The organism is Mycobacterium zoologicum, assembly GCF_020181635.2.
In the GTDB taxonomy this organism is placed as follows: domain Bacteria; phylum Actinomycetota; class Actinomycetes; order Mycobacteriales; family Mycobacteriaceae; genus Mycobacterium; species Mycobacterium zoologicum.
The window spans coordinates 109,156-120,958 of sequence record NZ_JAYJJS010000014.1; the positions used below are offsets into that span (position 1 = coordinate 109,156).

Consider the following 11,803-nt stretch of genomic DNA (forward strand, 5'->3'; position numbering starts at 1 on the left):
AGACGGTAGATTTTTCTGCCATGACACAGGTGGACCTGACCTCAGCGGCCCACAGGGGCTTTCGGGCGGCGGCGTCAGCCGCCGCGATCGCCGGCGTTCTGGCGCTGGTCGGAGCGGCCCCGGTGTATGCCGACCCGGCCCCGCCGACCCAGCCGTCGCCGGCTGGTGAGGCTCCGGCGGAAGAGCCGATCACCCCACCGGCGGGCCTGATCCCGCTGCCGCCCGAGGCGGTCGCGCCCGAGGTGGGCCGGGTTGACGACACCGCCGGGGGATTCAGCTACGTCCTGCCCGCTGGCTGGGTGCAGTCCGACACCAGCCACCTCGAGTACGGCTCGTCGCTGCTGAGCAAGAAGACCGGTGAGTCGATGCTGCCCGGCCAGCCCGCGCCGGTGGCCAACGACACCAGGATCGTGCTCGGCAAGCTGGACCAGCGGCTCTACGCCAGCGCTGAAACCGACAACGCCAAGGCCGCCACCCGGCTCGGTTCGGACATGGGCGAATTCTTCATGCCATTCCCGGGCACCCGTGCCAACCAGGCCAGCGCGCCGCTCACCGGCGGCGGGTTGACCGGGAGCGCCACCTACTACGAGGTCAAGTTCACCGACCCGGCCAAGCCGGTCGGCCAGATCTGGAGTGGCGTGATCGGCGTGCCGCCGGCCAGCGGCACCGGCCCGCAGAGCGAGCGGTGGTTCGTGGTGTGGCTGGGAACCGCCAACAACCCGGTGGACGCCGGTGCTGCAATCGCGCTGGCCGAGTCCATCCGCCCGCTCGCCGCCCCCGCGGCAGAGCCTGCCCCGGGTACGGGCCCGGCTCCCGGCGGTCCGGCACCGGCCGCCCCAGCGCCCGGTGATGTGGCACCGGCCGCCCCGGCACCCGGCGGTCCGGTACCGGACGCCGGTGCTGCACCCGCGGCGGCCGGTGCTGCACCCGCGGCGGCCCCGGCGGCCTGATCGCGGATTGAGGGCGGATATGGCCCTAAGCCATCTCGCTGTCGTGCTGTCCACTCCCACGTCGGTCAGCTGGCTGGGCTACATCCTGATCGGCGGTATCGCCGGCTGGTTCGCAAACCGCATCATCAGCGGTGGGCCGTCGGGCATCCTGCTCAACATCGCCATCGGTGTGATCGGCGGCTATCTCGGCGGGATGCTGCTTGAGTGGTTCGGCGTCGATGTCGACGCCGGCCGCAGGTGGTTCACCTTCTTCGTGGCACTGGGCGGGGCCATCGTTCTGCTGTGGATCGTCGGCCTGGTGCGCCGCAGGTAAAGGCGGCTCAGGCCGACAGCTGCCACACCAGGGCGGCCGCCAGGGCGCCGACCCCGTTGAGCGACCAGTGCAGGGCGATCGGCGCGATGATGCTGCCGCTGCGCCGGCGCAGCCAGCTGAACACGAAACCGGCGGCGCCGGTGGCCAGCACCGCCAGCGTCACGCCTGCCACCATGCCGAAGAACCCGCCGCCCAACAAGCGGGTGAAGCCGACGTTGCTGCTGGTCAGTCCCAGTGAGGTGGCGACATGCCACAGCCCGAACAACAGCGAGCCGGCGGCGGCCACTCCGCGGAATCCCCACGCCCGGTGCAGTGCGCCGTGGAGTGCTCCGCGGAAGGCCAGCTCCTCGGGGATCACGGTCTGCAACGGGATGATCAGCAGCGACGCGACCAGTGCGCCGGACAGCGTGGCGTAGTGGTTGTTCAGAAACATCGGCCGGGTCCAGGGCAACAGCGCGCCGAGCGCGATGGCGCAGACCACGATCAGCACCGCGGCGGCGGCATAACCGACCCCGCTCTTCCAGTGCGCGCGGCCCAGGCCCAGCTCAGCCCAGCTCAGGCCGTTGTAGCGGACCAGGAACACTAGGCCGACCGCGGTGGCCGGCACAGTGGCAACCGCAGCCCAGGGGGTGGTGAAGTGGGCGATCAGGTTGGCCAGCGCAAGCACCACCACCACGACGGCGACGTCGACGTGGGCGCGGAACTGATGCAGCGCCGACAGCTGGGGCACCAATGGGTGATGAACTGCGGGCACTGCGAGGTCGGGGCCAGGCATTGGCCGCGAGTCTACTCGCGATCTTTACTTGGGCCGTGCGTCTCACAGAGCACCCGGGCCGGGTCACCGGTGGAGGTGTTCTGGCTTATGACCTTCCCGTTCACGGTGACGGTGCAGGTCAGGGCACCGGGTCCGGCTGTTTGCGCGCTCAGCGAATAGGACGCCGGGCTGACGGCATTCGTCATCGAGCCGGTCAGCTGGATCGACCACGGCAGCGCGACATCGGTGGCGTGCGCCTGACCGTTCTGCACCTGGTAGGTGACGTAGCTGGCGACGCCCGTGCCGGTCAGGTCGTAGCGGACCGGCACCTTGGTGTGGTCCGGGGTCGCGCCGGCCGTCGGGATACTGGCGATGGTGGCCGAGGCCATGAGGACGCCGGCCAGCAGCGACATTGCCCTGCGGGACATCCGGCCCGGTGACAGGTGAACAGTCATGGCGGTCACCCTATCCCGCCGTGGTCCCTGGCAACGGTGTCTTCGGATCGGCCAGTCGATCGGGGTCGACTAGTGCCTGTGACCGGATCAGGCCCTTGATGTCGTCGAGGCCCTCCCAGATGTTGACGTTCATCCCGGCCAGGACACGGTTGTCGTCGGCCAGCCAGAAACTGGTGTATTCGCGCCCGCTCACATTGCCGCGGAACACCACCCGGGAGGTTCCGGACGCGTGGCCGACGTATTCCATCCCAAGGTCGTACTGGTCGGTGAAGAAATATGGCAGCGCATCGTATTCGGCGGATTCGCCGAGCATTCCCGCCACCGCGACCTCTGGCTGGTTGAGCGCGTTCGCCCAGTGTTCGATGCGGATTCGGGCGCCCAGCACCGGATGCTGTGCGGCGGCGATATCACCGACCGCATAGACGTCGGGGTCGCTGCTGCGCAGCCCGGCATCGACCGACACACCTCTGTCAGCAATGGCAAGACCGGCCTGCTCCGCCAGTTCGATGTTGGCCTGGGCGCCGACGGCGACCAGCACCGCGCCGGCATTGACCTGGGTACCGTCACCCAGTCGCAGACCACTGGCCGTACCGCCGGCCGAGGTGATCTCCGCGACCGCCGACCCCAAGCGCAGGTCGACGCCGTGTTGACGATGCAGGTCGGCGAAGACCTCACCGTTCTCTGCGCCGAGGCTGGACAGTAGCGGTAGCGCAGCCGATTCCACCACCGTGACGTCAATGCCGCGTTGGCGGGCACTGGCCGCCACCTCCATCCCGATCCAGCCGGCACCTATCACTGCCAACGGGCTGCCTGCGCTGAACGCGGAATCCAATGCCTCCGCGTCGTCAACCGTACGCAGGTAATGCACGCCCTTGGCATCGGCGCCCGGGATCGGCACCCGTCGCGACCGTGACCCCGTGGCCAGCAGCAGCTTGTCGTAGCCGACACCGGTGCCGTCGGACAGGCTGACGGTGTGTGCGGCCAAATCCAGCCCCACCGCGGCAGTGCCGACCCGCAGGTCGACATCGTGCTCGCGGTACCACTCCTGGTCGTGCACCGTGAAGTCGGGGAGTTTCTTCTTGCCCGCCAAGAACTCCTTGGACAGCGGCGGGCGTTCGTAGGGGAGATGTTGCTCTTCACCGACTAATACGATTTTCCCGTCGAAACCCTTGGCGCGCATCGCTTCTGCTGCCTTGGCTCCGGCCAGGCCGCCTCCGACGATCACGAATGTAGTGGATGCTGACATGAGGTTCTCCGCTCTACGCCGACGTCACCGGCCAGCCTAGCGGGGATCGGTTTGGTGCGTCCGGTCAGTCGGCCAGTCGGGCGCGGACGTCGGCGTCGGCGGAGTAACGCACCAGGGCTGCGGCCAGCTCGGCATTGCGTCCCAGCGACAGGGCTCCGAGTTCGGTTGCGTCACCGGGTAACCCGAGATCGCGGGCGGCCTCCAGCGCACGGTCGTCGAAGGTGGAGCGGGCCCACGGCCAGACGTCTTGGACTTCGCGGAGAAATATCTCCGCACCGGCGTCGCCGATTCCGCTGAATCCCTTGAGCAACGCGGTGGCCGATCGGGTGTCGCGCCCGCTGCGTTCGGCCAGCAGGCGCAGGTCCCCGCGGTAATCCTCCTGAACGGTCGCGGCGATCTCGACCAGAGCGGTCGCCGAACTCTCGTCGTATCGGCGGTACTGGGCTCGCGTCAGCGCCCGAAGCACGGCACTGCGATCAGCCGCGAGAATCTTGTGCGGGGTGCGCAATCCGCTGCGGAACAACTCTCGGGCGGCGCGGGCCGCTACGGCCGCGTCGGTGGGCTGGCCGGCCAGCAGGCACAGCACCAGCAGCTGGAACAGGGGCATCGGCTGGTTGCGCAACCGGATCCCGGCCTCTTGCGCGTAGGTGCTGCCGGCGCGTCGAAGCAGTCGCCGCACCAGGTCTTTGTGGTTGTGCACTGCCCCGGTGTACCCGCATCGCCGACGGCTCAAACAGCGTGTGGTCCGTCAGTGCGACAGCGCGCAGCCCGGATACCGCGGCGCGGTCCGGCCGACATCGATGATCTCCAGGCCGACGGCGGCCAGCATCGCCGGGATCGCTCGCACGAAGATTCGGTCCACCTCGGCTACTTCGGGTTCCAACTGGTCCATCGGCACCAGGTGCGGATCCTTCTTCAGCGCCCGGTCCTCGGTCTCGCCGTAGGTCCAGCCGGCCGCGAGCTTCTCCTGCATCCACCGGTCGTGCTCCATGGTGCCGAGCTTGTCCATCTCGGCGTCGGTGAACTGAAAGTCCTTGGCCTGCCAGTTGCGCAGCGGCGCGATCACACACCCGATGCTGCGCAGCTTCACCCCGATGTGACGGGCCTGGGCCCGGCTGGAACGCTTCAGCGCGTCCTCCAGATCCGGCCACGCCGGTGGAGCGGGCGCCCCCTCGGGCTGCATCAGGCAGTACCGCCGGTGGATTTCGTGGGCGACGGCCTCCAGCGACCCACCCTCGATGAGCTCCACGCTGCAGGTCTCCTGAAAGGTCCGGAACACCGCGACACCGGTCCCACCCAGCGCGGCCTTCTCCTCGAGCAGTTCGGCCACACCGTAGGCCCGGGAGATCGTCGTGACCACCGGCACCGAGTCGGCCAGGGACCGCTGCAGGTTCAATGCGGTCTCGACGTTGCGGGTATCGCTGTAGCCGGTCACGTAGGCCTGGGTGACCGGCGCGTCGGTGCGCTGCGCCAGCAGATCGATATCCCGGATCGAAGCCGACGAGCAGGCGAACCGGCAGATCTCGTCAAGTGCCGGGTGCCGGGCTACCAGCGCGGCCACCTTGTCGGCGGCGTGGTCGTCGATCACCGTGATCAGCAGCGGCTGGTCGTCCTGACGAGCGTCGTGCCACTGCCGGGCGGCCTGGAAGACGACGCCTGCGCCGACCCCGTCGAGGTGGGCCACCGCGAGGTGGGGTCGCTGCTGGGTCCGCACGGGATGCTTGGTCAGCAGCAGGCGGGCCCCGATGGAGTCGATGTTGAAGAAGTCGACGACGGATTGGTCGTCACCGCGGTTGAACTCCCCGATGCGCAGCGCCACGCACAGTCCGGGATCGTCGATACGGGCCAGGCAGCGCAGGACGCGCTGGCCGGCGCGGCCGCGGGCCCACCTCGACCTTCCGGCGGAACGATCGGTCAATCTCCGCGCCAGCGTGACGATCTCGGTGTTGGCCACACTGTCCGAGGTCACCGCGAGCAGCCGGGCGGCCCGGCGGATACCGGCGGACTCCAGCGTGGCGGCCAGTTGCGCATCCCCGATGACGACGGGGTAGCCCCAGTTGCGGCAGGTCCTGATTCGCGGGTTGCCCTCATCGGACTCGATCACCACCGCCTGGTAGCCCGCGGCGCGCAGCTTGCGGACGAACTCGAACCCGGCGTAGCCCAGTCCGCACACCACCACGTGCTCGTGCTTGAAGGGGATCAGCAGTTGCTGCACCCGATCGCGGAACACCGAGACCAACGCGATCAGCGCCGCCCACCCCGCGACGACGGGCGCGAGGAATCGGGCGATGTCGAGCGCAAGGCCGACGTGGTTCTCCGGTTGCGGAGCGGCGTGCAGGAAGAACAGTTTCGACGCGCCATAGACGGCGTCGGAGAGGGAGTGGTCGCCGCCCTCGTAGGTCCCGTAGCCCCACAGTCCCAGCAGGAAGGCCGTGATCCCGGCCGGAATGAGCAACCAATACCAGTGCGGATCGGTCAGCCCGGTCAGCAACCTGTGCTGAAAGGTCTCCGATGGCGGTGCGTCACGCCCCACCTCACCCGGGGCGCTGGGCTCGGCCGAAGGACCGGTCATCGATGTTTCTCCTTCGCAGTAGGGCACGCTTCGCCGCAGCGCGGACTGCGCCGTTCGGCGCAGCGGGGCAGATATGCCCTCGTACACTAACCCGGAATCAGGACGACTGTTATCAACCAGCAGTCTGGTATTCCGGAGGGTACTCGGTACGCTACGGCGGACACATGCGCGCGCGGAGGAAACCATGTTGTTTGTCAGTTACGCCAGCCACGATCGGGCGTTGGTTGACCCCTTGGTTGCCTTTCTGCGCACGGTCGACCGGCAGGTGTGGTTCGACCGGGAACTCGACGGCGGCGACGTGTGGTGGCAGACCATCCTGGACCGCATCCGCAACTGCTCGGTGTTCGTCGTCGCGCTGTCGAACAACTCGGTGCAATCCAAGCCGTGCCAAATCGAATTGGAATACGCCCAAGCGCTGCAGCGGCCCGTGCTTCCCGTTCAGATCGGCCCGTTGGACCACGTGCGGGTCACGCGTTTTGCTGCGACGCAACACATTCCGTTTCCGGACCGTGAGAGTGGCGACCGCAGGCTGGCCGATGCCCTGCACGCGCTCTCGCGCCGTCATGTACCGCTGCCGGTGCCGCTGCCGCCGGAACCGGCGGTGCCGTTCGAATATCTGACCCGGCTCGCCGTGGACATCTCCCGGCCGGAATTGGGGTATCAGAAGCAACTGGAGATCGTCCGCGAATTGCGGTACCGGTTCGATCAGGACCGCCGCGACCCGACCGTCTGCGCCGACATCGTCCAACTGCTGAATCGGCTGCGCGATCGGTCCGAAGTCGCGGCGGTGGTCATCCCGGAGATCGACGCCATCCTGCAGACCTACAACCCGACGCTGACCAACCCGACCATCGGAATGCCGGTCGCCTCGACCACCGGTCCTCGGCCGGTGATCGTGCCCCCGGCCGGGGCCGATGATCGCGATCACGAGGCCGACGCTTCCGAATCCGGTTGGTGGTCCAGGAGAACGAAGCTGCTGGCCGCCGGCGCCGCGGTGGTGGTACTGGCCGGTGCGGGCACGGTGGGCGTCATGCATCAGCGGACCTCGTCGCCGGAGTCGGGGCCCCTGCTGGCCGCCGACGCGGACGTCTCGGCTGTCATGCACGCCCCGGGGATGGCGACCGTGGAGTCCGACGGGGAGAACTTCAAACAGGGCGCTTCGATCGACGCATCGCGGCCGGACTGCGTCGGCGTGCTCTATCCGGGTATGGATCTCATCTACGCGGACAGTCAGGCCACCCGGGCGACGTGGGCGGTGCTGGAAGAGCCCGGCGGGTTGGAACGAGCCGGGGTCAACGGCAAGCCCTTCGTCGATCAGGACGTAGCCACGTTCCCGTCGAAGTCCGGTGCGGCGGCTGCCTTCGTGGAGCGTTCGCTGCCACAGTGGCGGGGCTGCGAGGGCCAGACGGTGACCGTGAACTATCCCGACAACGCCAGCTACAGCTGGGTGATCGGACCGGTGGTCGGTGATTCGCCGCGGATCTCGCAGACGTTCACCCTGGGCCCGGACGGCTACACCTGCCAGCGGGTGCTGAACGCGGTGGCCGACACGGCGATCGACGTCAAGGCCTGCGGTGGCCACATCACCGATGAGGCGGGCGTCATCACGAACATGATCTCGGCGCTGGTGGCCCACGCTCCCTCGTACTGAGCCCGTTACCGGTGGGGCCCTAGCCGGCTGATGTGCTGCGGTGACAGCTCCGCGAGCTCGCTGACTCCCAGAAGCCGCATGGTGCGCCGGATCTGCTCGCCGAGGATGTCGATGACGCGATGCACCCCGGCCTGCCCGCCGGCCATCAGCCCGTACAGGTAGGCCCGTCCGATCAGGGTGCACCGGGCACCCAGGGCGATCGCCGCGACGATGTCGGCGCCGGACATGATCCCGGTGTCGAGCAGGATCTCGGTGTCGCGGCCGACCTCGCGCGCCACCTCGGGCAACAGCGCGAACGGTACCGGCGCACGGTCGAGCTGGCGGCCGCCGTGGTTGGACAACACGATCCCGTCGACGCCGAGATCGACCACGGCGCGGGCATCGGCCACGGTCTGAATGCCCTTTACCACGAAGCGTCCCGGCCACTGCGACTTGACCCAGGCCAGGTCATCGAAGGTCAGACTCGGATCGAACATGGTGTCCATGTAATGGGCCACCGTGCCCGACCACCGGTCCAGGGAGGCGAACGCCAGCGGTTCGGTGGTCAGCAGATCGAACCACCATCGCGGATGCACGGCGGCGTCGGCGATCGTGCGCAGGGTCAGTGCCGGCGGGATGGCCATGCCGTTGCGGGAGTCGCGCCGCCGCGCCCCGGCGACCGGACAGTCGACGGTGGCCAGCACGGTGTCATAGCCGGCATCGGCGGCGCGCTTGAGCAGTGCCATCGACTGGTCGCGGTCGCGCCACATGTAGAGCTGAAACCAGCGGCGGGCATCCGGCGCGGCCTCGGCGACGTCTTCGATGGACGCCGTTCCCAGCGTCGACAGCGAGAACGGGATGCCGGCGCACTGCGCGGCGCGCACGCCGGCCAGTTCGCCCGCGGTGTGCATCAACCGGGTGAATCCGGTGGGCGCGATGGCGAACGGCAACGCCACAGGTGCACCGAGCACCTCGCGGCTGGTGTCCACGCTTGAGACGTCGCGCAGGATTGCGGGGTGAAATTCGATGTCGCGGAACGCTTGTCGGGCCCGCGCTAGTGAGATCTCGTCCTCGGCGGCACCGTCGGTGTAGTCGAATGCCGCTTTGGGGGTGCGCCGCTTTGCGAGGTGGCGCAGGTCCTCGACGGTAAGCGCGGCATCCAGGCGCTGCGCGGTGCGATTCAGCCGGGGCCGGCGGAATCGGATCAGCGGTGCGAGATCACGGAACCGGGGAAACCGTCGCTCTATCGCCGCCACTGCTGACTCCTTTGCTGCAGGCCTTGGTTATCCCAGCGTAGGAGTGATTGCCTCCCTAGCGGCTCCGTACCGGCCGCAGCGTTTCGTCGACGCAGGCGGCTCGGGTCGCGGCTGCGCGAGCGCGCACAGTTGGTCACCGCCGTGCGCGACCGGTCGATCCAGGAGATCTTCGGCTGGCCGGACGACGTCAAGTTGCGCTCGTGTATGACGTTGTTCGTCCGCGCCTGTCCCGCCGACAACCGCGACTTCTGTGAGGTGCTCGACCGCTATTACGGCGGCGAGGACGATCCGGTGACCCTGGACCGGCTGGCGCGGCTCGCCGAATCCGACTGAGCCGCGCCAGCACCGGTTCCCTAGGCGGAACCCTCCGGCAGCGCTTGTGCAGCGAAGAGCGCCTGGGCCACCCCGGCCACGATCGAGGCGACCTTGAGGGCCTCCAACACCGCCTCGCGGCCGACGCCCGCCTCGCGCACCACATGCTCGTGGGACGCGACGCAGGCCTGGCAGCCGTTGATCGCCGACACCGCGAAGCTCCAGAGCTCGAAGTTCGCCTTGTCGACCCCCGGGTTGCCGATGATGTTCATCCGCAGACCGGCACGCAGATCGTCGTAGGCGCCCTCCAGGAAGTGCCGGCCACGGTAGAACACGTTGTTCATCCCCATGATCGACGCCGCGCCCAGGGCGGCCTGGTACGCCTCGGCCGAGAGATTATCTGCGGCTTCGGCACTGATCTCGGCCAGCACCGTGGCGTTGCGAGTTGCCGCGGCACTGGCGAGCAGGGCACCCCAGAGCTGCTCCTCGTTCAGCTCGGTGGTGCGGGCGATCGACCCCAGGTTGAGCTTGAGGTCCTTGGCGAACTCGGGAATCGCGTTCTTGAGGTTCTCGATGCTCATTGGACGTCTCCGATCAGATGGATTCTTTGAGCAGCTCGCCGACGTTCAGGGTGGCCTCGCCCTTCTTCCAGTTGCAGGCGCACAGCTCGTCGGACTGCAGTGCGTCGAGCACCCGCAGCACCTCGTCGACGTTGCGGCCCACCGAGCCCGCGGTCACCGAGACGAACTGGATCTCGTTGTTGGGGTCGACGATGAAGGTGGCCCGGTCGGCGACGCCGTCGGCGTTGAGCACACCGGTCGCCTCGACCAGATCGCGCTTGAGGTCCGAGAGCATCGGGAACGGCAGCGTCTTGAGGTCAGCGTGGTCGAGCCGCCAGTTGTAGTGCACGAACTCGTTGTCGGTCGACGCCCCGAGAACCTGCGCGTCGCGGTCGGCGAACTCGTCGTTCAGCTTGCCGAATGCGGCGATCTCGGTGGGGCACACGAAGGTGAAGTCCTTGGGCCAGAAGAAGATGATCCGCCACTTGCCCTTGTGGTCGTCGCTGGTGATGGTGGTGAAGAAGTCCTCGGGCCCCTTCGCGTCGATCTTCGCCAGATCGCCCGGGACCAGTGCGGTCAGACTGTAGGCCGGAAACTGGTCGCCGATGGTCAGCAGTGCCATGTCACTCCTCAGTGGTTTTGAGTCTTAACGGTGTTCGGGGCGTGTTCATCGCCCGCAGGCTCCATCCTGCCTGATCTAGATTAAAAATGAAAGGTGATTCTTTGCACTATACTAATCGGTATGCCCGATACAAGCTATCAACCGACACTGGCGGGACTGCGGGCGTTCGCCGCGGTGGCCGAGAAGCACCATTTCAGTCTGGCGGCGTCGGGGCTGGGGCTGAGCCAGTCGACCCTGTCGCAGGCGCTGTCGTCTCTGGAGGCCGGGCTTGGAGTCCAGTTGATCGAGCGGTCCACCCGGCGGGTGTTCCTGACTGCGGAGGGTCAGCAGTTGTTGCCGTACGCCCATGCTGTCCTCGATGCGGCGGCGCAATTCTCCGCCGCGGCCGCCGGGGTGGCCGATCCGCTGCAGGGCACCCTGCGGCTCGGCCTGATCCCGACGGTGGCGCCCTATGTGCTGCCCGCCGTGCTGGCGGGGCTGTCCGAGCAGCTGCCCGAGCTGAACCTGCGGGTGATCGAGGACCAGACCGAGCGGTTGCTCACCGGCCTGCGCGAAGGCGCGGTGGACGCCGCCCTGCTCGCGTTGCCGGCCGACTCGGCGGGAATGACCGAAATCCCGGTTTACGACGAGGATTTCGTGTTGGCGTTGCCGCCGGGCCATCCACTGGCCGGCAAACGCAAGGTGCCACCCGCTGAGCTGGCCGACCTGCCGCTGCTGCTGCTCGACGAAGGTCACTGCCTGCGCGACCAGGCCCTGGAGATCTGCCGCAACGCCGGCGTGCGGGCCAAGCTGGCCAATACCCGAGCGGCGTCGCTGGCCACCGCGGTGCAGTGTGTGACCGGTGGACTGGGCGTGACGCTGATTCCGCAGACCGCGGTACCGGTGGAGGCCGAGCGCAGCCGGCTGGCGCTGGCCTACTTCGCCGCCCCGCGTCCGGGCCGGCGGATCGGGTTGGTGTTTCGCGCCTCCAGCGGGCGCGACGAGCCCTACCGGAGGCTGGCGGGCGTCATCGGCGAGGTGGTGGCGGCCGGCCACCAGGTCGAGTTGGTTCGCGAGGACCTTGTTTAGGCTGCACAGATGTTGCGTCCTGCAAGTTGGACTGGACTAGCGGGTGGAAGTCCCGTCTCGGTAAG

The 11,803-nt window shown here is 68.1% G+C and carries 12 protein-coding genes and 1 pseudogene; 5 read left to right on the plus strand and 8 right to left on the minus strand.

What is annotated here, in order from left to right:
• Window positions 1-20 precede the first annotated feature (20 nt).
• Both K6T84_RS13290 and K6T84_RS13295 read left to right on the plus strand, forming a co-directional pair.
• Window positions 21-950: an APA family fibronectin-binding glycoprotein gene (locus K6T84_RS13290; protein WP_225401865.1), complete on the plus strand. Its 930-nt coding sequence runs from the start codon at window positions 21-23 to the stop codon at window positions 948-950.
• A gap of 19 nt (window positions 951-969) precedes the next feature.
• Window positions 970-1,263 (plus strand): GlsB/YeaQ/YmgE family stress response membrane protein, encoded by a 294-nt coding sequence (locus K6T84_RS13295; RefSeq protein WP_224860126.1) that lies wholly within the window; start codon window positions 970-972, stop codon window positions 1,261-1,263.
• Window positions 1,264-1,270: 7 nt separating this feature from the next.
• Here the strand turns inward: K6T84_RS13295 and K6T84_RS13300 are convergent, their stop codons facing one another.
• The 5 genes from K6T84_RS13300 to K6T84_RS13320 all read right to left on the minus strand — a co-directional run bounded on the left by K6T84_RS13300 (window position 1,271) and on the right by K6T84_RS13320 (window position 6,290).
• Window positions 1,271-2,038, minus strand: coding sequence for a CPBP family intramembrane glutamic endopeptidase (locus K6T84_RS13300; RefSeq protein WP_224860127.1), 768 nt, complete (start codon window positions 2,036-2,038; stop codon window positions 1,271-1,273).
• An 11-nt stretch (window positions 2,039-2,049) separates the two neighbouring features.
• Complete coding sequence (locus tag K6T84_RS13305; protein WP_224860128.1) at window positions 2,050-2,472, minus strand: MmpS family transport accessory protein; 423 nt, start codon at window positions 2,470-2,472, stop codon at window positions 2,050-2,052.
• A gap of 10 nt (window positions 2,473-2,482) precedes the next feature.
• Entirely contained in the window at window positions 2,483-3,718 is a 1,236-nt protein-coding gene (locus K6T84_RS13310) for an NAD(P)/FAD-dependent oxidoreductase (protein WP_225401866.1), read from the minus strand.
• A 64-nt stretch (window positions 3,719-3,782) separates the two neighbouring features.
• Window positions 3,783-4,418, minus strand: coding sequence for an endonuclease (locus K6T84_RS13315; protein WP_224860130.1), 636 nt, complete (start codon window positions 4,416-4,418; stop codon window positions 3,783-3,785).
• Between the two features lie 48 nt (window positions 4,419-4,466).
• The gene (locus tag K6T84_RS13320) at window positions 4,467-6,290 is read right to left on the minus strand and encodes an NAD-binding protein (RefSeq protein ID WP_224860131.1); all 1,824 of its coding nucleotides are present in this window, start codon (window positions 6,288-6,290) and stop codon (window positions 4,467-4,469) included.
• A gap of 184 nt (window positions 6,291-6,474) precedes the next feature.
• On the opposite strand from K6T84_RS13320, the gene K6T84_RS13325 reads away from it, so the two are divergent.
• Window positions 6,475-7,941 (plus strand): sensor domain-containing protein, encoded by a 1,467-nt coding sequence (locus tag K6T84_RS13325; protein WP_224860132.1) that lies wholly within the window; start codon window positions 6,475-6,477, stop codon window positions 7,939-7,941.
• Between the two features lie 5 nt (window positions 7,942-7,946).
• On the opposite strand, the gene K6T84_RS13330 is transcribed toward K6T84_RS13325, so the two are convergent.
• Entirely contained in the window at window positions 7,947-9,176 is a 1,230-nt protein-coding gene (locus K6T84_RS13330; RefSeq protein ID WP_225399542.1) for an alpha-hydroxy acid oxidase, read from the minus strand.
• An 84-nt stretch (window positions 9,177-9,260) separates the two neighbouring features.
• Between K6T84_RS13330 and K6T84_RS13335 the strand changes: the two are divergent.
• A pseudogene (locus tag K6T84_RS13335) lies at window positions 9,261-9,509 on the plus strand (DUF1810 family protein); the annotation flags it as partial.
• Between the two features lie 20 nt (window positions 9,510-9,529).
• Here the strand turns inward: K6T84_RS13335 and ahpD are convergent.
• Window positions 9,530-10,069, minus strand: a complete 540-nt coding sequence (gene ahpD, locus K6T84_RS13340) for an alkylhydroperoxidase, AhpD family (protein WP_224860134.1) — start codon at window positions 10,067-10,069, stop codon at window positions 9,530-9,532.
• 13 nt (window positions 10,070-10,082) lie between these two features.
• Window positions 10,083-10,670 carry a peroxiredoxin gene (locus K6T84_RS13345; protein WP_224860135.1) on the minus strand — a complete coding sequence of 196 codons (588 nt, stop codon included), beginning with the start codon at window positions 10,668-10,670 and terminating at the stop codon, window positions 10,083-10,085.
• 120 nt (window positions 10,671-10,790) lie between these two features.
• Between K6T84_RS13345 and K6T84_RS13350 the strand changes: the two genes are divergently transcribed.
• Window positions 10,791-11,738 (plus strand): hydrogen peroxide-inducible genes activator, encoded by a 948-nt coding sequence (locus K6T84_RS13350; protein ID WP_224860136.1) that lies wholly within the window; start codon window positions 10,791-10,793, stop codon window positions 11,736-11,738.
• Window positions 11,739-11,803 lie beyond the last annotated feature (65 nt).